Consider the following 18793-nt stretch of genomic DNA (forward strand, 5'->3'; position numbering starts at 1 on the left):
TATCCCGGCACCGTGAGAGCATCGCCGCATGAGTATTCACATCGCCGCCGAGAAGGGGCAGATCGCGCCGCGCGTGCTGTTCCCCGGTGACCCGCTGCGGGCCAAGTGGATCGCGGAGACCTACCTGTCCGACGTGACCTGCTACACCGAGATCCGCAACATGCTCGGGTTCACCGGCACCTACAAGGGTGAGCAGATCTCCGTCCAGGGGTCCGGCATGGGCCAGGCTTCCGCCTCCATCTACGCGCACGAGCTGTTCGCCGAGTACGACGTCCGGACGCTGATCCGGGTCGGGACGTGCGGCGCGCTGACCGAGGCGGTCCGGGTCCGCGACGTGATCGTGGCGATGTCCGCGAGCACCGACTCGCAGATGAACCGGTTGCGGTTCCACGGCATCGACTACGCACCGACCGCCGACTACCAACTGCTCCGCGCGGCGGTGGACGCGGCCGAGGCGGCCGGGCTGAACGTGCACGTCGGCCAGGTGTTCTCCGGCGACCTGTTCTACAACGACCGCCCCGAGCTGGTCTCGCAGACGGCGGGGTACGGCGTCCTCGGCATCGAGATGGAGGCCGCCGCGCTGTACACGCTCGCGGCGAAGTTCGGCCGCCGGGCGCTCGGCATCATGACGGTGTCGGACCACCTGATCACCAAGGAGGAGACGACCGCCGAGGAGCGGCAGACGACCTTCTCCGAGATGATCACCATCGCCCTCGACGCGGCGATCGAGGTGCCGGTCTGAAGCGGGTAGCCACCGCCCTGGCAGCCCTGCTCCTGCTCACCGCCTGCTCCGGCGGGAACGAGCCGACGGCAACGGAGTCCGCCACCGGGCCGTCCGGTGCGACAACGACCGCGGCGACGCCGACAGTGCTTCCGGCTCTCAGTGCCAGGCAGGTGATGGGCGCGCTGACCGGCGCCGGCTACGAGTGCACGACGGACGTGGCCTACGCCATCTGCCGGCTGGGCGCCGCCTCGGTCTGGGTCCTCACCGGGGACCACCCGCGGCCGCCGGTGGTGTCCGTGCACGCCGCCGGTCCGGTGGACGTCGCGTGGGCCGAGATCTCCAACTCGCTCCAGCGAATCCTCGACCTGGCGCACATCAACGGGGGCGCCGAGATCGCCGGCTGGTTCGACCAGCAGAAGGGCAAACAGGTCGCCCAGCAGATGTTCGGCGACTGGCAGGCCGCCTACTCGGCCGAGGTGGACACCGACGAACCAGGTGTGCATCTCACGCTCACCGACACGCTGTGCAAGACCAAGTGCCAGGCGGAGTAGGACCTACCCCGTGACGAGTTTCGGCAGGACCTGCTTGACCCGATCGGTCAACAGGTCCGCCGACTTCTCCGGGGCCGCGGCGTACGCGACGACCGCCTGCTCGAAGAGGCCGTCGATCAGCGCGTAGGCGGTCGGGGCGTCGACCGTCGGGGTGCTCCCGGTCAGGTCGGCGTACCGGGTGAGGATGCGCCAGATCATCTGCTCGAGCAGCTGGTCGATGGCGGCCACGTCGTCGCGGAGCTGCTCCTCGAACATGCTCTGCGCGCGCAGGTCGTACCAGAGCCGGTGCATCGCGGTCTCCTCGACCAGCGTCTGCGTCATCTTCCCGAGGAAGCCGGCCGCGAGCTGGTCGGCCGAGGTCGCGGTCTCGACGACCTCGTCGTACCGCTGGGCGCACTTGGTCTTGTAGTAGCGCACGCAGTAGCTGATCAGGTCGATCTTGTCGCGGAAGTAGTAGTGCACGACGCCGTGGGTGAACTCGGAGTTGTTCGCGATCTCCCGCAGGCTGGTCCGCGCGTACCCCAGCTCGCCCAGCGTCTTCAGCGCGGACTCGGCCAGCTCGACGCGCCGGCGCTCGGTCTTGTCGATCCCGGACACCCGGGCGGGCCGGACCGGCTCCGCGGCCGCTGCTGCTGTTGCTGCCGCTGTCGTTGCCGACGTCAACGCCATCGCACCTCCCTGAGGACTTCGTCAGCCTACCCGCCGCGGACCCAGGCGCGATCCGCGGCGGGAGATTTCTTGACAAGTGTCAAACAAAGTCTTGACGATTGTCAAAAGAATCTCCAGAGTGAAAACGCAGCGGTCCTTCGAGCAAAGGAGCTTCAGATGGGCGGACTCGACCTCTCCGGCCGCAAGGCCCTCGTCACCGGCGGAGCCCAGGGGCTCGGCGAAGGAATGGCGAGAGCACTTGCGGCGGCCGGCGCCAAAGTGGTGATCAGCGACATCCAGAAGGACACCGGCGAGGCGGTCGCCGACGCACTCGACGGCGAGTACGGCGAAGGCCACGGGTTCGTCGCCCACGACATCACCGACGAGGGCAGCTGGGAGAACGCGGTGATCGCCGCCAACGACATCCTCGGCGGCCTGGACATCCTGGTGAACAACGCCGGGATCGAGATCACCAGCCTGCTCACCGAGGTCACCGCCGACGAGATCCGCCGGATGCTCGAGGTCAACGTGCTCGGCACCACGCTCGGCATCAAGTGGGGCCTGCGGACGATGCGGCCGGACGGTCTCGCCGGGCAGGGCGGCGCGATCGTCAACGTCGCCTCGGTCGCCGCCACCATCGCCTTCCCCGGGATCGCGGTCTACTCCGCGACCAAGTCGGCGGTCGACCGGCTCACCCGGGTGGCCGCGATGGAGTCCGGCAAGCTCGGGTACGGCGTCCGCGTCAACTGCATCTACCCCGGCCTGGTGCCGACCGCGATGGGGGCCGGACTGGCCAACGACGTGGCCGAGCTCGGCCTGTTCGAGTCGCCTGAGGCAGCCGTCGCCGCCGTGGTCGGGCTGACCCCGGCCGGCCGGCTCGGCGAGGTCACCGACATGGCCGACGCGGTCGTCTTCCTGGCGTCGGACGAGGCCCGGTTCATCACCGGCATCGGCCTGCCCGTCGACGGCGGAATGGGGATGTGACCATGACCGACAAGCCTGTCGTGGTGTACGGCGCCTCCGGCTACACCGGCCGGCTGGTCTGCGAGTACCTCCGCCAGTACCACGTCCCGTTCGTGGCCGCCGGCCGCAGCGAGGAGCGGCTGATGGAGTCGATGGAGTCGCACGTCGCCGGCATCGAGACGGCCGACTACGAGGTGGCCGTGGTGGACCACGACGTGGCCGCGCTGACCGATCTGTTCAAGGGCGCCTCCGTCGTACTCAACACGGTCGGCCCGTTCAGTGAGCTCGGCCCGGCCGCGGTCGAGGCGGCGCTCGCGGCCGGTGCGCACTACACCGACACGACCGGCGAGCAGGACTGGCTGATGACCTGCGACGAGACGTACGGTCCGCAGTTCGCCGAGGCCGGTCTCCTGCTGGCCCCCGGCATCGCGCAGATGTACACGACCAGCGAGATCGCCGCACAACTGTGCCTCGAACAACCAGGCCTGGACACCCTGGACATCGCCGTCTTCTGGGGCGGCAGCCCGACCATCGCCTCGACCCGCACCATCCTGGTCAACGCGGCCACCTCCAAGGCGCACTACCTGGAGCGGAACGCGTACGTCGAGTTCCCGGAGCAGGGACTGGTGCCGCTGGTGGTCCCCGGTCACCACGAGCTGGCGCTGTCCCTGCCCTGGGGCGGTATGTCACACCCGGTCTGGTTCAAGCGCGATCCGCGCGTCGCCAACTGCAAGGCCCAGGGCGGTGTCTTCAACGCCGCGCTGATGAACGGCGTACCGCAGATCGTCGCCGGCGCGCTCGAAGCAACGAAGGACATGGCGCCGGACGAGCGCAACGCGGCCCTGACCGAGACCGCGCGCCAGGTGATGAACCAGATGCCGCCCCGGGAGAACCCACGGGTGAACAAGACGCTGGACTCGGTGCACGCCTCCGGTCCACTCGGCCGGGCGCACTGCGTCATCCACGGCAACAACAACTACCAGCAGACCGGTCTGCTCCAGGCGTACGCGGCGTACTCGCTGCTGCAGACGCCGCCGAAGCGGGTGGGTTTCGCCAGCGGTTGCCAGGCCTTCGGCCACCGCGAGCTGCTCGGCGTACTGCGCAGCTTCGGCCTCGTCACCGAACCACAGCTCACGGTCCTGCACTGAAGGAGGAGCAGTGCGACTGGTCGACTACCTGGACAAGGGAGCCTCGCTGGGTCCGGACGCGCCGTGCCTGACCACCGACGGCGAGACCCTCTCGTACGCCGACGTCCAGGAGTTGTCGTACCGGATCGCGGCCGGTCTCGCGGCGGCCGGCGTACGGCCGGGCGGCAAGGTCGCGATCCTGTCGGCCAACGACCCGGTCGCCTTCGGTTGCGTGTTCGGGATCAGCCGGGCCGGTGCGGTCTGGTGCCCGGTCAACCCGCGCAACGAGGCGGCCGAGAACCGCGAGCTGCTCGACCAGTTCGACTGTGAGGTGCTGATCTACCAGGCGGCGTTCGCGCCGCTGGTGGAGCGGATCCGGGACCGGCTGCCGAAGGTCCACACCTTCGTCTGCCTGGACCGGGATCCGGGCTCCGGCCAACCCCCTCACCTCCACGGCCGGAGCGTCGGCTGGGACGCGTTCTGCGGGGGCGTGTCCCAGCCGGCACCCGATCTCACCGGTCCCGACGATCTGGCGTTGATCGTCGGTACCGGTGGGACCACGGGTCGGCCGAAGGGGGTGATGCTGACCAACGGCAACCTGGAGACGATGACGGCGCTGACACTGATGAGCTACCCGTTCGGCGACCGGCCGGTCTACCTCGCGCTCGCGCCGCTGACCCACGCGGCCGGGGTGCTGTGCTTCCCGGTGCTGGCCTGCGGGGGCGAGATCGTGATCATGCGGACGCCCGACGTCCACGAGTTCCTCCGGCTGATCCCTGCGCACGGCGTCACCCACACGTTCCTGCCGCCGACCCTGATCTACATGGTGCTCGCGGCCGAGGAGCTCGACGCAACCGATCTCTCGTCGCTGCGCTGCTTCTGGTACGGCGCCGCGCCGATGTCGGTCGCCCGGCTCGAGGAGGCGCTGCGAAGGATCGGCCCGGTGATGGCCCAGCTGTTCGGCCAGACCGAGGCGCCGATGATGATCTCGACGATGGCACCGGCCGACCATTTCGATGCTGACGGCAACATCGCGCGCACCCGGCTGGCGTCGGCCGGACGGCCGTCGCCGCTGGTCACCACCGCGATCATGGCGCCGGACGGCGCACTGCTACCGCGCGGCGAACGCGGTGAGATCGTCGTCCGCGGCTCACTGGTGATGCGCGGGTACTACCACAACCCCGAGGCGACCGCCGAGGTGTCCCGGCACGGCTGGCACCACACCGGCGACATCGGCTACCTGGACGAGGACAACTTCCTCTACATCGTCGACCGGGCCAAGGACATGATCATCACCGGCGGCTTCAACGTGTACTCGACCGAGGTCGAGCAGGCGCTGATGGCGCACGCGGCCGTCCGGGACTGCGCGGTGATCGGCCGGCCCGACGACAAGTGGGGCGAACGGGTGGTGGCCGTCGTCCAGCAGCAGCCCGGCGCCGAGGCCGATCCCGGCGAGCTGATCGCGTTCGTGAAGGCTCGGATCGGGAGCGTGAAGGCACCCAAGGAGGTGCTGGTCTGGCCGGACCTGCCGCGGTCCAAGGTCGGCAAGGTCCTGAAGGCCGACATCAAGGCCCGCCTGGCCGCCGGCTAGGCGGGCCTCTCGCCGGATCAGTTGCTGCCGGCGGTCGCGGCGGTCGAGGACACGACGATCGCGGTGGTGACCGCGGCCTGCATCTCCGCGACGGCCTTCTTCACCGCGTCCGCCGCCCAGTCCGACTCGGCGATCTCCTTCGCGCGCTGCTTGAGCGCCTTCTTGTCGACCGCGTCGGTGACGACCTTCGGTACGACGTTCAGCGCGCTCAGCAGCGCGATCAGCGCCCCGGTGCGCTCGTTCGGCGTCGTACCGACCTTCAGCACGCTCTCCAGCGCGGCCCGGACCTCGGCCTCGTGCCGGGCGTCCTTGGCCGGCCAGCGGGTCACCGGGAAGATGCCGAGCACCTTGTTCTCGTCGGCCTCGAGCACCCCGCGCTCGGCCAGCCGGGCGAGCAACTGGTCGCGCAGCTTCTTGGAGAGCCGGCCGAGCTGGTCCTTCGGTCGCTTGCCGGGCTTGTCGGCCACGTACGCCAGCCGCTCGTCCAGGACCGGGTCCCCGGTCGGGCTCGGGTCCAGGACCTTCAGGCGGCCGCGCTTGACCTGCTCGCCCTCGCCGGCCACGTCCAGCTTCCCGAGCAGGGTCAGCTCGATCAGCACGGCTCCGGCCAGCGCGTAGTCCAGGCCGGGCGATCCGGCGATCGGCTTCCCGCTCTCGTCGTCGTACAACAGCAGCAAGAGATCTTCGGCAATCAACATGTCTCCAACGTAGGCAGGCCGGCGTCCGGCGCACATCAGCCGCGCGGGCTACCCCGGATCTCCGACTTCAGTCGTGGGTGACCGACCCCACGTCCGTGCCGGGTCAGCTATCAAGTAAGGTAAGCCTTAGCTAACAGGTTCGCCCACCTCGAAAGCAGACCGCCATGACCACAGCACTGCCCGAGCCGCTGTACCGGCGCTTCTTCGCCGGCATCGGCACCCTCAGCCTCCGGCCGTTCGACCTGACCGAGGATGTGCCCACCCTGCACAGCTGGGTCACCCAGCCGTACGCGCGGTACTGGGGCCTGCTGGAGGCCTCGGTCGAGGACGTGCACGCGGAGTACCTCCGGATCGAGCGCACCGGTCACCACCAGGCGTTCCTCGGCGAGCACGACGGCCGGCCGGCGTTCCTGATGGAGCGCTACGAACCGGCGTACGACGCCGTCGGCACTGTGTACGACGTCGCGCCCGGCGACATCGGGATGCACGTGCTGGTCGCCCCGCCGCGGACCCGGGTCCCCGGGTTCACCGGTGCGGTCTTCGAGACGATCCTGGACAGTCTGTTCACCGACCCGCTGGTCGACCGGATCGTGGTCGAGCCCGACGTCCGCAACGCCAAGATCCAGGCGCTCAACGAACGGATGGGGTTCCGCAAGCACAGCATCGTGGACCTGCCGGACAAGCAGGCCTGGCTGAGTTTCTGCACCCGCGACCAGTACGCCGAGGCGACCCGGATGAACGAGGCAGGCTGAGATGACGACCGACCACCTGACCCCCGAGACCTGGGCCGTCGCGAACCGGGCCCTGGTCCGCAAGGCGATCGCCGAGTTCACCCACGAGCGGATTCTCGAACCGGTTGCTGCTGGCAACCTGTACGAGCTGGTCAACGACACCAGCCGGTACACGTTCGCCGCCCGGCTGTACCCGCTGAACCACTGGGACGTCGACGGCGCGAGCATCACCCGGGAGCGGGCCGGCCAGGACGCACCGGTCGACGCGCTCGACTTCATCACCGAGTTCCACCAGCAGCTCGGCATCGGCGCCGAGATGCTGCCGGTGTACCTCGAGGAGATCAGCAGCACGCTCGCGAGTTCGGCGTACAAGCTCACCAAGCCCGAGCTGACCGCCGAGGACCTGGTCGGCGCGGACTTCCAGGCGATCGAGGCCGCGATGACCGAGGGCCACCCGTGCTTCGTCGCCAACAACGGCCGGCTCGGGTTCGGCGTCACCGACTACCGCGCGTTCGCGCCCGAGACCGGCGCCGCCGTCCGGCTGACCTGGATCGCCGTCCGCAAGGACCGGACGACGATCTCCCACAGCAGCACGATCACGTACGACGACCTGCTCCGGACCGACCTGGGCGACGACGTACTGCGCCGGTTCGCCGACCGGATCGTTGCCGTCGGCGCCGATCCGGATGAGTACGTGTATCTGCCGGTGCACCCGTGGCAGTGGGAGAACAAGACGTCGATCACGTTCGCGGCCGACATCGCGCAGCGGCACATCATCCACGTCGGCGCCAGCGACGACGAGTACCAGCCGCAGCAGTCCATCCGGACGTTCTTCAACCGGTCGCACCCGGAGCGGCACTACGTCAAGACCGCGCTGTCGGTGCTGAACATGGGCTTCATGCGCGGCCTCTCCCCGGCGTACATGGAGAAGACCCCGGCGATCAACGACTGGGTGTACGGCGTGGTCGAGAACGACGTCGTGCTGAAGCGCTACGGGTTCTCCGTGCTGCGCGAGATCGCGGCGGCCGGCTACCACAACGAGTACTACGAGGCCGCGACCGAGAAGACGTCGCCGTACCGGAAGATGCTCGCGGCGCTGTGGCGGGAGAGCCCGGTCCCGGCGCTGGAGCCGGGTGAGCGGCTGGCGACGATGGCGAGCCTGCTGCACGTCGACCGCAACGGCGCGTCCCTGGCCGCGGCGCTGATCCGCGCCTCCGGGCTGGCGCCGGCCGACTGGCTGCGGGCGTACCTGGACGCCTACCTGATCCCGGTGCTGCACAGCCTCTACGCGTACGAGCTCGCCTACATGCCGCACGGCGAGAACCTCATCCTGGTCCTGCGGGACGCGGTGCCGATCCGGGCGATCATGAAGGACATCGCCGAGGAGATCGCGGTGATGAGCCCGGACACCCCGCTGCCGCCGGACGCCGAGCGGGTGCGCGCCGTCGTACCGGACGCGGACAAGCTCCAGGCGGTCTTCACCGACATCTTCGACTGCATCTTCCGGTTCCTCTCGCCGCTGCTCGACCGCGAGGGGCTGCTGACGCCGGCGGAGTTCTGGTCGGTGGTGGCCGCGGCGATCCGGGACTACCAGTCGCTCACGCCGGAGCTGGCCGACGCCTTCGCGAAGTACGACGTCTTCGCGCCGACGTTCGAGCTGTCCTGCCTGAACCGGCTCCAGCTCAAGAACAACCAGCAGATGGTCGACCTGACCGACCTCGCCGGCTCCCTGCAGTACGCCGGCCTCCTCGACAACCCCCTGGTCACGGAAGCAACTGACTGACCAGGGTGTCGCCCAGCCAGGCTTCGTAGTCCTCGACCGGCCAGCTCCGGTCGAGGACCAGGATCTGGTAGACCTCGGCCGCCGTACAGGCCAGGAAGATGTCCAGGGCCCGCGGCTTCAGCTGCCCCTTGAACGACTGCAGGAAGAGCTCGAGCTCGTGCTCACGGGCCGCCCAGACGCGCTGCATCTCCGCGGCCATCCGCGCGTCCGCGCGGGCGGCCTCCTGGTAGATCCGGATGACGTCGATCCCGGTCTCGAACTGGCGCGTATGCCAGTGCGCCGCGCTGCGGAGCCGCTCGGCCGGGTCGCTGATGACGAGTGACTCCTGGGCCAGCCGCCGGGTGTCCGCCTCGGCGATCCACAGCCGGGAGATCTCGCGCAGGATGGCCGGCTTGTTCCCGAACGCCGAGTAGATCGTCTGCGCCGGGATCCCGGCCGCCGCGGAGATCGCCGCGATCGTCGTGACGACGTACCCCTGCTCGGCGAACAGGCCGCGCGCCGCCTGGGCGACCTGCTCCTTGGTCGCGCGAGCCTGGCGTTCGCGGTGCGACTCCTTGACATCCACGGCGGCAATCTAGCACTCTGTTCATCATAGTCTTACTTTGATGAGCAGATGGAGAGTCTGATGAGATCGCTCGACCTGTACGTCGACCCGGCCTGCCCGTGGACCTGGCTGGCCGTCCGCTGGCTCACGTCGATCGCGCCCCACCGCGACCTGCGACTGACCTTCCGGTCCCACAGCCTGTGGATGCGCGACGGCGCGACCGCCCAGCCGCCCGGTATGCCGGAGTTCGTCCGCGCCATAGCGGTTGCCACAAGCAAAGAATCGACCCGGGTCCTGCGCGTCTTCGAGGCGCTCCGGGACGCCGGCCACGCGGCCGCGATCGAGCGGCTCTACCTCGAGTGGGGTTCGCGGGTCTTCGTCCCGGGACCGCCTCAGGCACCAGGCCCCGGCGTACTCGACGAGGCCCTCGCGGCCGCCGGGCTGGAGCGTTCCTGGCTGGCCGCGGCCGACGACCCGCGGTGGGACGCGGTGATCGAGAGCTCCACCGCCGCCTTGTCGGCCCTGGTCGGCACCCCGGTCGTGCCGACCCTCGCCGCCGGGCCACGAGTGCTGTTCCGTGGAGCCGTGGTGTCGGCGCCGCTGCCGGTCGACGGCGGGCTGGAGATCTGGGACGCGTTGGAGATCCTGGCCGCGGAACCGTCGTTCATCGGGCTGTCGCCGGCGTCACCGCCGGTGCCGAGTTTCGCGGTCTGACCTTCGATTCCGGCAAAGGTTCGGGCCGGACTGGTCACGTACTGTCGCATATCAGTTACCATCTCTCTGCCGCGGGGATCAGCACCGGAGTAGGGAGCAGCAGTGGCCGACAACGAAGTACCTGCCATGTACGAGCGACTCAGGCTGGACCGGCCGCACGGCGCCCGCGTCTACGACTACTTCCTCGGCGGCAAGGACAACTTCGAGATCGACCGGCAGGCGGCCGAGCACCTGCTGCAGGCGTTCCCCGGCTTCCGGACGGCGGCGCTGTCGAACCGGATGTGGATGCACCGCTCCGCCCGCTACGTGGCCGAGCAGGGCGTCACCCAGTTCCTCGACATCGGCACCGGCATCCCGACCAGCCCCAACCTGCACGAGGTCGTCCAGCAGATCGTGCCCGAGGCGCGGATCGTCTACGCGGACAACGACCCGATCGTGCTGGCGCACTCGCGGGCGCTGCTGAGCAGCCGGCCGGAGGGCAAGACGGCGTACCTCGAGGCCGACGTGACCGACCCGCAGTCGATCATCAACTCCGAAGAGGTCAAGGAGACGCTCGACCTGAGCAAGCCGGTCGCGCTCAGCCTGGTCGGCGTGTTCCACTACCTGCCCGACGAGCTGAAGCCGTACGACCTGGTCAGGCAGCTGGTCGAGCCGCTCGCCTCCGGGTCGTACCTGATCTTCTCGCACTGTACGCCGGATTTCGCGCCCGACCTGTGGGAGCGGGCGATCCAGGTCTACAAGGCCGACGGCGGGGACGCGCAGGTCCGCAGCAAGGAAGAGGTCACCCGCTTCTTCGACGGCCTCGAGCTGGTCGAGCCCGGCGTCTCCGCGCCGTTCCGCTGGCACCCGGACGAGGAGACCACCAAGCTCGTCGAGAAGGGCGAGTTCACCGACGTCATGTGCAGCCTCTGGGTCGGCGTCGCCCGCAAGCCCTGACCCACCCGTCGTGCCGTTGTGGATAACTTCCGCGGCGGCACGACGACTTCGGTCAAGCTGAGGTGGTGACCCAGCTTGCCACCGTCCCGCGCGACGGGCGTCGGTACGAGGTCGTGGACGGACGTCTGCTGGTAACAGGCGTCCAGCCACCGGCCCACCACGCCGCCGTTGTCGCGCTGATGATCCAACTCAAACAGGCCTGCCCACCGCACCTCCTGGTCGCCGTCGGCTCCGTGGACTTCCGGCCCACCCGCGGCGTCTCCCTCCGCCCCGACCTCCTCGTCTGCCACCGCGCCGACGCCGGCCCCCACCTCGTGAGCACCCCACCCGTGCTCGCCGTCGAGGTCCTCTCCCCCACCACCCGCACCACCGACGTGGTCCTCAAACGAGCCCTCTACGAAACCCACGCCGTCCAGTCTTACTGGCTCCTGGACCCCACCCACGCCGAACTCACCGTCCTCGAGTTGACCCCCACCGGCTACACCTGCCAAGCCGTCGTCCAGGCAGAAGAAACCTTCCACACGACGACTCCGTTCCCCATCACCCTGTCCCCCGCCACCCTCACCCGATGAGCCGCAACGCAGGGCATCGCAGGGCAGATCGCGGGCAACCCGGGGCAGATCGCGGGGCAACCCGGGGCAGATCACTGAAATGGCGAAAACCACCCCGCCGGCACCCTCATGCTGGTTGTGTGACCAAGAAGGAGGCACCATGGGGTACGTGGAAACACTCGAGCCGGGAACATTCACCTTGGCCGATCTCGACACTCTTCCCGATGACGGGATGCGGTACGAGTTGGTCGACGGGGTGTTGCTGGTGACACCTGCACCGTTGCCGATCCACCAGACGGCGGCGCTCGAGCTGGCGATCAGGCTGAGGGCCGCCTGCCCGGTCGAGCACAAGGTCTTCATCGCGCCACTGGACTTTCAGCCGACGCCGCAGCGTTCGCTCCAGCCGGATGTGCTGGTCTGCCGGCGGGCGGACGTCGGTCCCAAGGCGATCGAGAAGCCGCTGCTGCTCGCGGTCGAGATCCTCTCGCCGGCCACTCGGTCGAAGGACCTCGTCCTCAAGCGCCGGTTGTACGAGGAGGCCGGCGTCACGTCGTACTGGATCTTCGACCCGGCCAAGGAAGAGCTCACCGTGCTGGAGCTCGCCGGTGGGACCTATGAGCAGCGCGCCGTCGTCACCGGCAAGGAGACGTTCGACGCCGAACTCCCCTTCCCCGTAAGGATCGTGCCGGCCGACCTGGTCGACTAACCGCCGTTGAGCAGTTCGGTGAGTTGTTGTTTGTCGGGGAGGTTTTCGGGGCGGACGATGTCGGCGGTGCGGACGTAGTAGAAGGCGGCGGTGACGTGGGTGAGGGGGATGTTGTGGAGCTCGGCCCAGGCCACGCGGTAGATGGCTAGCTGGAGGGGGTCGGCGGTCTCGGAGCGGCTGGTCTTCCAGTCGACGACCTCGTAGCCGCGCGAGCCGTCGGGGCGGACGACCTGGTAGACGGCGTCGATGCGGCCGCGGACGACGCGACCGGCGATGGCGAGGGCGAACGGCGCCTCGATCTCGTACGGCATGGTCTCGCCGAAGGGACCGGTGCGGAACGCGTCCATCAGCTCGGTCAGGTCGGTGTCGTCGACGATGTCCTCGTCCGCGGCGCCCGGCAGGTCGTCGGGGTCGAGCAGCAACTGCTGACCGAAGTAGCTCTCCACCCAGGCGTGGAAGCGGGTGCCGAACCGCGCGGCCCGGTTGGGTTTGCGCGGCATCGGGCGGGCCAGCTCGGACGCGAGTCCATCCGGGTCCTTGGCCAGCCGCATCACCTGGGTCGCCGACAACGAGGCCGGCAGCGCCACGTCGTAGGCCTTCCGGCTCCGGCTCTCCCTTGCCTCCGACAACAATCGTTCCAGCTCGGAGTCCCAGCGCGCGACCGTCGCCTGCTCGTCCAGCAGCAGCGAGTCCTCCGCGTCCTGCGACCGGCCTTCGGCTCGCGCCTGCTGCACCAGCGCCACCGCGTCCAGGCGTCGCTGATACGCCGCGGCGTCGTACGGCGCCGGCCACGGTGCCTGCGTCTGTTCGGCGAGCTCCGGATTCTCCTCGGTCAGCTCCGGCTGGTCGGCCCAGGCGATCACCCGGTCGCCGGCGTGCTGCTTCAGCATCGACAGGTACGACGACGGGCCGCGCGGGCGCTTCTGCGTCGGACCCCACCAGTGCCCGGTCGCGACCAGGATCTCCTTCGCCCGGGTGAAGGCGACGTACCCGAGCCGGCGCTCCTCCAGCGCGTTCACGTCCTTGCACTCGTCCGCGAACGCCTTCAGCCCGGCGTTCGACAGGTCGTGGAAGTCCGGCAGGGTGTCGGCGTCACCGCGCAGCGGCCACGGCAGGACCTTCGCGTTGGTGGTCCACTTGTCCCGGCCGCGGTCCGACGGGAACACCTTGTTCACCAGCGTCGGCACGAACACGACCGGCCACTCCAGCCCCTTCGACCGGTGCGTGGTCAGCAGCTTCACCGAGTCGGCCTCACTCGGTACGGCGAGGTCGAGGCCGGCGGCGTACTCCTCCTCGGCGGCCAGGTACGCCAGCAGGCCGTCGAGCGAACCGTCCGACTCGGTGGACACGAAGTTGCCGACCGCATCGAGGAACGCGGCCAGGTGGTCGCGGCGACCGGAGTCGACGTGGTCCGGCGTCGCGGTCAGCTCGACGTCCAGGCCGATCGTCGTGATCACCCGGCGGACCAGGTCGAGCAGCGGCTCGCCCGCGTGCGTACGCAGCTCGCGGAGCTCGGCCGACAGCTCCTTGAACCGGACCAGCGCCTCCGGCGAGTACCCCCAGGCATCCGGGCCCGGATCGTCGACGGCCTCCGCGAGCGAGATCACCTCGGTCGAGTCCATGCCCGCGACGGCGGCATCCAGCGCGGCGACCAGATCGTCGGCGTCCGGGCGTTCACCACCGTCGGCGAGCGCGCGAGCCCGGTTCGCCAGCAGGGCGAGGTCGCGGTGACCGATGCGGTAGCGCGGACCGGTGAGGATCCGGAGCATCGCGGCGTTCGCGGTCAGGTCGTTCACCGCCTGCAGGGTGGCGACGACGTCGACGACCTCGGGCAGCGCGAGCAGCCCGCCGAGGCCGACCACCTCGACCGGGACCTTGCGCGCGATCAGGGCCTCGTGCACAGCGCTCAGGTCGACGTTCGTCCGCATCAGGATGCCGATGTCCTTCCACCGGCGGTTCGGCGTGCGGTGCGCGGCGACGATCGAGTCTGCGATCCACTCGATCTCCTGCGAGCGCGTCTCGAACAGGCCGACCGTGATCGCACCCTCCGGCGCATCGGCCGGCGCTTCGAGCGGGATGACGCCCGGATGCTGCTCGTACAGCTCGGCCGCGTGCTGGTTGGCGGCCGCGAGGATCCGGCTGCCGCAGCGGCGGTTGACGCTCAGCACGTAACGCCGGGCAGGCGTGCCGTCGGCCTGCGGGAAATGCTCCGGGAACTCGTCGAGATTGGCGACCGACGCACCCCGCCATCCGTAGATCGCCTGGCAAGGGTCCCCGACCGCGGTCACCGGATGACCGCGGCCCCCGGGACCGGCGAACAGCGCGGTCAGCATCCGCCGCTGGGACACCGACGTGTCCTGATACTCGTCGAGGAGCACCACCTTGTACCGCGCCCGTTCGGCGACCGCGACCTCCGGACACTCCTCCGCCAGCCGCGCACCGAGCGCCATCTGGTCGGCGAAGTCCACGACTCCACGATCGACCTTGTACGCCTGATACTCCTCGACCAGTTGCAGGATCTCGCCACGCTTCAACGCGGTCTCGGCGAGCTTGCGGACCTCGACCGTCTGCTTCCGCGCGGCCGCGACCTCCCGGCGTACCGCCTCGTCGTGCTCGCGTACGTCGTCCGCCCGGAGCAGGTGGTCCGCGAGCTCACCGTCGAGTGCGAGCAGGCTGTTCACCAGCGTCGGCACGTGATGCGACGCGAACCGGATCGGACCCGCGGACCGCCGTACGACGCGGCCGGCCAACTGGAACCTGGTCGCGTCGGCGAGCACGCGCGCATCCGGCTCCAGACCGAGCCGCAGCCCGTGCTCGGCGATCAGCGTGCCGGCGAACGCGTGGTACGTCGACACGACCGGCTCACCGGGCTCCTCGGGCTCCCAGTTCGGGATGTTGCTGCGCAGGTGGGCCGCCAGGATCGGGTGCTGGTCCTTCGGCAGCGTCGACCCGAGGACACCGGCCTTCGTCAGGTCGTCGCGGATCCGGACGTCGAGCTCGTTGGCCGCCTTCTTGGTGAACGTCAGCCCGAGCACTTCCTCCGGCTTCACCTGGCCGGTACAGATCAGCCAGACCACCCGGGCCGCCATCGCCGTCGTCTTGCCGGACCCGGCACCCGCCACGATCACCCCCGGCTCCAGCGGTGCCGTGATCGCCGCCAGCTGCTGATCGCTGAACGGAATCCCGAGCAGCTCCACCAGCTCGGCGGTGGACGTCAACTGCGCGCGCATCAGACGATCTCCCGGCCTTCAGGCTGGATCGGGCAGAGCGGACGGGCCTCGCACCGGCTGCATCCGTCGTTGCGTTTGGCAACGAACTCCTCCGACCGGACCATCGCCTCGGCGTCCTCGACGGCCTCGTCGAGCCAGGTGCGGCCGTCGTCACCGGACTCCAGCGGGCCCTGGTGCTGGACCTTGGGGAACCCGCTCTCGTCGTGCCGCAGCTGGACCAGCTCGGCACCGCCCGCCACCGGGTCCTCGCCGAGCTGCTTCAGCTGCCGGGACGCGATCGCCCGTTGGTAGATCGCCAGCTGGACGTGCCGCTCGAGCGCCGGCTTGGTCGGCATCGACCGCCCGGTCTTCAGGTCGACCACCCGGATCGTGCCCTCGGAGTCCTGCTCGATCCGGTCCATCCGGCCCTTCACCCGGACCGCGGGTTTGTCGGCGTCCGGCAGGAGTACGTCGAAGTCGACCTCGGTCCCGACCAGCCGCCGGTCCGGGCGGCCCTGGTGCCAGGCGACGAACCGCCGCAACGCCTGCTCCGCCTCCACGCGTTCGCGGTCGGAGATCCAGGTCGACTCGAACTCCAGCTGCGTCCACACCTTGTCGAGCCAGCCGTTCAGCTCGTCCACGTCCGGCGGCAGCGTCCCCGTCGCCACCGCGTCCGCGAGCGTGTGCAACACCATGCCGAACCCGATGGCCGACGTACTCGGGGTTTCGCCGCCTGCCCGGCGCTGCAGGAACCACCTCAGCGGGCAGTCCACGATCGTCGTCAGCGCACTCCCGGACAACGGCACCGGCAGCTCCGGATCGGCGATCGGCCGCTCCGAGCGGGTCCGCTCGCGCACGCCCCACCAGCGGTCCGGGTTCGCCGTCGGCACCAGCACCTGGTCGCGGTCGTCCACCGCGTCCGCGAGCTGGGCCAGCCGATCCGCGGCGACCCGTTTCAACGCCGGCGACGACGCCGGATCCGCCAGCACGCACCGCAGGTCGGCCACGAGACCGTGCAGCGACAGCGGTCGCCGCGGCCGCCCCGCGACCAGCTTCAAAGGAATGTCCAGCTCACCCAGCAATCGTGACGGTTGGTCGCCGTCGGCCTCGGGGGCCTGCACCGCCGTCACGATCAGCCGCTCCCGAGCCCGGGTGATCGCGACGTAGAAGAGTCTTCGCTCCTCCGCCAGCAACGCGCCCGCGGACAACGGATCGACCAGGCCGTCCGGCCCGAGCCGGTCCGGCTCCAGCAGTGAGCCGCGTCGCCGCAGATCCGGCCACTGCCCTTCCTGCACACTCGCCACCACCACGAGCCGCCACTGCAGGCCCTTCGACCGGTGCGCCGTCATCAGTTGTACGCCGGCCTCGCGGTACGTCCCGTCGAACCGGTGATCCGCGGCGATGTCCAGCGACTCCAACTCGGACAGGAACGCGGACACGCCCTTGAACCCGACCTGCTCCTCGGCCCGGCTCGCCGCGTCGAACAGCGCGCACAACGAGTCGAGATCGCGGTTCGCCGCCCGGGCGAGCTCACCGCCGGCGTTCGCCTGGCCGCGGAGCCGCCGCAACCAGGGCGAGTCCGACCACAGCGACCACATCACCTCGTCCGGCGCGGCCCCGGCGGTCACGATGTTCCTTGCCTTCAGCAACCGCTCGCCGAGGGCGGCGAACCGGGCCTCGGCCGGCGACGCCTGCTCGTCCAGCAGCAACGGGTCCATCAGCGCGTCCCGCAGCAACTCGTCCGACGACCGTGGCAGCCGCCGGCCACCCGCCGCCTCGCGGTCGCGTCGCCGCAGCACCCGCGCCAGCCGCCGCAGCTGCCCGGCATCCATCGCCCCCAACGGCGACAACGCCAGCGCCCGCACCACGTCGACCGTCAGCGTGGACGGATCCGCGACCGCCCGCAGCGCCAGCAACATCGGCCGTACGGCGGGCTCGCGCGACAACGGGAGCTCGTCACCGGCCACGTCCACCGGGATGCCCGCGGCGGCCAGCGCCCGACGCAGCGGCGGGATCGACCGGCTGCCCGACCGCACCAGCACGGCCATCTCGTGCCAGCCGACGCCGTCCTGCACGTGCGCCCGGCGGAGCAGGTCCGCGATGTGCTCGAGCTCGGCGCCGCTGGTGGAGTACAGGTTCGCCTCGACCTTGCCGGGCCCGTACACACAGCCGCTCGCGTCCGGGTTGCGGAACCGCTCGAAGGTGTCGCGGTCCAGCGATCCCGGCACGCCGAGCCGGCTGACCACGTTCCGGGACACACGCTGGAGCGTCGTACCGAAGCGGCGGGTCGTGCCGAGCGCGATCTGGGCGGCTTCGGCGCCGTCCGCCGTCCGGAACTCGTCGGTGAAGCGCAGCAGACCGCGGACGTCGGCGCCGCGGAAGGTGTAGATCGACTGGTCCGGGTCGCCGACCACGACCAGGTCGCCGCCGTTGCCGGCGATCGCCTGCAGCAATTGGGTCTGACCGGGGTCGGTGTCCTGGTACTCGTCGACGAAGACCGCCTTGAACTCCTTGCGCAGCTTCGCCCGCACCTGCGGCTGCTGGGCCAGGATCACCGCACGGTGGATGAGCTCGGAGTAGTCCAGCACCTGCTCGTGGTCGAGGATCTGCAGGTACTCCTCGAAGAAGTCGCCGACCGCCACCCATTCGGCCCGGTCGGCGGACCGGCCGATCGCGGACAGGTCCTCCGGGTCGAGCCCGAGCTGCCGGGCCTTGCCGATCACGGCCTGCACCTCGTCGGTGAAACCGCGCGTCTTCAGAGCCGGATGCAGACTGCCCGGCCAGTGCACCGCGCCGACCTCACGACTGCCGGCCAGCGCCTCGCTCAACCGCAACGACTGCTCGGGCCCGGACGGCAGCCGCAGCGGTACGTCGAACGCGTCGGCCGGCGTGAACCGTCGCAGCAACGCGTAGCAGAAGGAATGGAACGTCATCGACGGCATCACCCGGGTCGTCCGCCCGAGCCGGCCGGTGATGCGGTCGCGCAACTCGGTCGCCGCCTTGCGCCCGAACGTCAGCACGAGCACCTCGTCGGGACTCAGCCCGCGGTTGCGCACCCGGTCGACGACCGCCTCGACCAGAGTCGTCGTCTTCCCGGTCCCCGGACCGGCGAGCACCAGCAACGGTCCGCCGGGATGATCGACGACGGCCTGCTGATCCGCATCCAGAACAGGGGCTTCCGCGCTCCGCGCCTCGGCCCGGACCAACCTGTACCGGCTGGGGTTCCGGGCGCCCTGTCTGCTGACCATCGCCACATCCCATCAGACCCCACCGACAATCCCCGAAGCACACTCCGCCGGCCCGGCACCTGGCCGGAC

The 18793-nt window shown here is 69.8% G+C and carries 16 protein-coding genes; 11 read left to right on the forward strand and 5 right to left on the reverse strand.

What is annotated here, in order from left to right; translation table 11 throughout:
- The first annotated feature begins 28 nt into the window (after positions 1 to 28).
- Both deoD and ACQPYZ_RS27305 read left to right on the forward strand, forming a co-directional pair.
- Positions 29 to 742 carry a purine-nucleoside phosphorylase gene (gene deoD / locus ACQPYZ_RS27300; RefSeq protein WP_433161090.1) on the forward strand — a complete coding sequence of 238 codons (714 nt, stop codon included), beginning with the start codon at positions 29 to 31 and terminating at the stop codon, positions 740 to 742.
- A gap of 155 nt (positions 743 to 897) precedes the next feature.
- Positions 898 to 1275 carry a hypothetical protein gene (locus ACQPYZ_RS27305; protein ID WP_433161092.1) on the forward strand — a complete coding sequence of 126 codons (378 nt, stop codon included), beginning with the start codon at positions 898 to 900 and terminating at the stop codon, positions 1273 to 1275.
- 3 nt (positions 1276 to 1278) lie between these two features.
- On the opposite strand, the gene ACQPYZ_RS27310 is transcribed toward ACQPYZ_RS27305, so the two are convergent.
- Positions 1279 to 1944, reverse strand: a complete 666-nt coding sequence (locus tag ACQPYZ_RS27310; protein WP_433161094.1) for a TetR/AcrR family transcriptional regulator — start codon at positions 1942 to 1944, stop codon at positions 1279 to 1281.
- A 156-nt stretch (positions 1945 to 2100) separates the two neighbouring features.
- Here ACQPYZ_RS27310 and ACQPYZ_RS27315 point away from each other — a divergent pair, with 156 nt between their 5' ends.
- The 3 genes from ACQPYZ_RS27315 to ACQPYZ_RS27325 are packed head-to-tail and all read left to right on the forward strand — an operon-like array spanning position 2101 to position 5604.
- Positions 2101 to 2907 (forward strand): SDR family NAD(P)-dependent oxidoreductase, encoded by an 807-nt coding sequence (locus tag ACQPYZ_RS27315; protein WP_433161095.1) that lies wholly within the window; start codon positions 2101 to 2103, stop codon positions 2905 to 2907.
- Positions 2908 to 2909: 2 nt separating this feature from the next.
- The gene (locus ACQPYZ_RS27320; RefSeq protein ID WP_433161097.1) at positions 2910 to 4034 is read left to right on the forward strand and encodes a DUF5938 domain-containing protein; all 1125 of its coding nucleotides are present in this window, start codon (positions 2910 to 2912) and stop codon (positions 4032 to 4034) included.
- Between the two features lie 10 nt (positions 4035 to 4044).
- On the forward strand, positions 4045 to 5604 hold the full coding sequence (locus tag ACQPYZ_RS27325) for an acyl-CoA synthetase (RefSeq protein ID WP_433161099.1): 1560 nt from the start codon (positions 4045 to 4047) through the stop codon (positions 5602 to 5604).
- Positions 5605 to 5621: 17 nt separating this feature from the next.
- On the opposite strand, the gene ACQPYZ_RS27330 is transcribed toward ACQPYZ_RS27325, so the two are convergent.
- On the reverse strand, positions 5622 to 6302 hold the full coding sequence (locus ACQPYZ_RS27330) for a GOLPH3/VPS74 family protein (RefSeq protein WP_433161101.1): 681 nt from the start codon (positions 6300 to 6302) through the stop codon (positions 5622 to 5624).
- Between the two features lie 164 nt (positions 6303 to 6466).
- Between ACQPYZ_RS27330 and ACQPYZ_RS27335 the strand changes: the two genes are divergently transcribed.
- Both ACQPYZ_RS27335 and ACQPYZ_RS27340 read left to right on the forward strand, forming a co-directional pair.
- Positions 6467 to 7054 carry a GNAT family N-acetyltransferase gene (locus tag ACQPYZ_RS27335; RefSeq protein ID WP_433161102.1) on the forward strand — a complete coding sequence of 196 codons (588 nt, stop codon included), beginning with the start codon at positions 6467 to 6469 and terminating at the stop codon, positions 7052 to 7054.
- A 1-nt stretch (position 7055) separates the two neighbouring features.
- Positions 7056 to 8816 (forward strand): IucA/IucC family protein, encoded by a 1761-nt coding sequence (locus ACQPYZ_RS27340; RefSeq protein WP_433161104.1) that lies wholly within the window; start codon positions 7056 to 7058, stop codon positions 8814 to 8816.
- Here ACQPYZ_RS27340 and ACQPYZ_RS27345 read toward each other — a convergent pair.
- The gene (locus ACQPYZ_RS27345; protein WP_433161106.1) at positions 8797 to 9381 is read right to left on the reverse strand and encodes a TetR/AcrR family transcriptional regulator; all 585 of its coding nucleotides are present in this window, start codon (positions 9379 to 9381) and stop codon (positions 8797 to 8799) included. The two genes, ACQPYZ_RS27340 and ACQPYZ_RS27345, sit on opposite strands and share 20 nt — an antisense overlap.
- A 60-nt stretch (positions 9382 to 9441) precedes the next feature.
- On the opposite strand from ACQPYZ_RS27345, the gene ACQPYZ_RS27350 reads away from it, so the two are divergent.
- The 4 genes from ACQPYZ_RS27350 to ACQPYZ_RS27365 all read left to right on the forward strand — a co-directional run bounded on the left by ACQPYZ_RS27350 (position 9442) and on the right by ACQPYZ_RS27365 (position 12267).
- Entirely contained in the window at positions 9442 to 10074 is a 633-nt protein-coding gene (locus ACQPYZ_RS27350) for a mycothiol-dependent nitroreductase Rv2466c family protein (protein ID WP_433161107.1), read from the forward strand.
- Between the two features lie 102 nt (positions 10075 to 10176).
- Positions 10177 to 11010, forward strand: coding sequence for an SAM-dependent methyltransferase (locus ACQPYZ_RS27355; protein ID WP_433161108.1), 834 nt, complete (start codon positions 10177 to 10179; stop codon positions 11008 to 11010).
- Positions 11011 to 11075: 65 nt separating this feature from the next.
- Positions 11076 to 11582, forward strand: coding sequence for a Uma2 family endonuclease (locus ACQPYZ_RS27360; RefSeq protein WP_433161110.1), 507 nt, complete (start codon positions 11076 to 11078; stop codon positions 11580 to 11582).
- A 139-nt stretch (positions 11583 to 11721) separates the two neighbouring features.
- Positions 11722 to 12267 (forward strand): Uma2 family endonuclease, encoded by a 546-nt coding sequence (locus ACQPYZ_RS27365; protein ID WP_433161112.1) that lies wholly within the window; start codon positions 11722 to 11724, stop codon positions 12265 to 12267.
- Here the strand turns inward: ACQPYZ_RS27365 and ACQPYZ_RS27370 are convergent.
- The gene (locus ACQPYZ_RS27370; protein WP_433161114.1) at positions 12264 to 15497 is read right to left on the reverse strand and encodes a UvrD-helicase domain-containing protein; all 3234 of its coding nucleotides are present in this window, start codon (positions 15495 to 15497) and stop codon (positions 12264 to 12266) included. The genes ACQPYZ_RS27365 and ACQPYZ_RS27370 overlap by 4 nt on opposite strands.
- A complete protein-coding gene (locus tag ACQPYZ_RS27375) occupies positions 15497 to 18724 on the reverse strand; it encodes an ATP-dependent helicase (RefSeq protein WP_433161116.1) in 3228 nt (1075 codons plus the stop codon). The genes ACQPYZ_RS27370 and ACQPYZ_RS27375 overlap by 1 nt, the downstream gene beginning before the upstream one ends.
- Positions 18725 to 18793 lie beyond the last annotated feature (69 nt).

The organism is Kribbella sp. CA-247076, from assembly GCF_050942445.1.
GTDB lineage: Bacteria > Actinomycetota > Actinomycetes > Propionibacteriales > Kribbellaceae > Kribbella.

Coding starts and splice junctions, on each gene's coding strand:
- ACQPYZ_RS27315 (WP_433161095.1), top strand. CDS start 2,101: ATGGGCGGACTCGACCTCTCCGGCCGCAAGGCCCTCGTCACCGGCGGA.
- ACQPYZ_RS27310 (WP_433161094.1), bottom strand. CDS start 1,944: ATGGCGTTGACGTCGGCAACGACAGCGGCAGCAACAGCAGCAGCGGCC.
- ACQPYZ_RS27340 (WP_433161104.1), top strand. CDS start 7,056: ATGACGACCGACCACCTGACCCCCGAGACCTGGGCCGTCGCGAACCGG.
- deoD (WP_433161090.1), top strand. CDS start 29: ATGAGTATTCACATCGCCGCCGAGAAGGGGCAGATCGCGCCGCGCGTG.
- ACQPYZ_RS27335 (WP_433161102.1), top strand. CDS start 6,467: ATGACCACAGCACTGCCCGAGCCGCTGTACCGGCGCTTCTTCGCCGGC.
- ACQPYZ_RS27330 (WP_433161101.1), bottom strand. CDS start 6,302: ATGTTGATTGCCGAAGATCTCTTGCTGCTGTTGTACGACGACGAGAGC.
- ACQPYZ_RS27365 (WP_433161112.1), top strand. CDS start 11,722: ATGGGGTACGTGGAAACACTCGAGCCGGGAACATTCACCTTGGCCGAT.
- ACQPYZ_RS27350 (WP_433161107.1), top strand. CDS start 9,442: ATGAGATCGCTCGACCTGTACGTCGACCCGGCCTGCCCGTGGACCTGG.
- ACQPYZ_RS27370 (WP_433161114.1), bottom strand. CDS start 15,497: ATGCGCGCGCAGTTGACGTCCACCGCCGAGCTGGTGGAGCTGCTCGGG.
- ACQPYZ_RS27305 (WP_433161092.1), top strand. CDS start 898: ATGGGCGCGCTGACCGGCGCCGGCTACGAGTGCACGACGGACGTGGCC.
- ACQPYZ_RS27320 (WP_433161097.1), top strand. CDS start 2,910: ATGACCGACAAGCCTGTCGTGGTGTACGGCGCCTCCGGCTACACCGGC.
- ACQPYZ_RS27375 (WP_433161116.1), bottom strand. CDS start 18,724: ATGGTCAGCAGACAGGGCGCCCGGAACCCCAGCCGGTACAGGTTGGTC.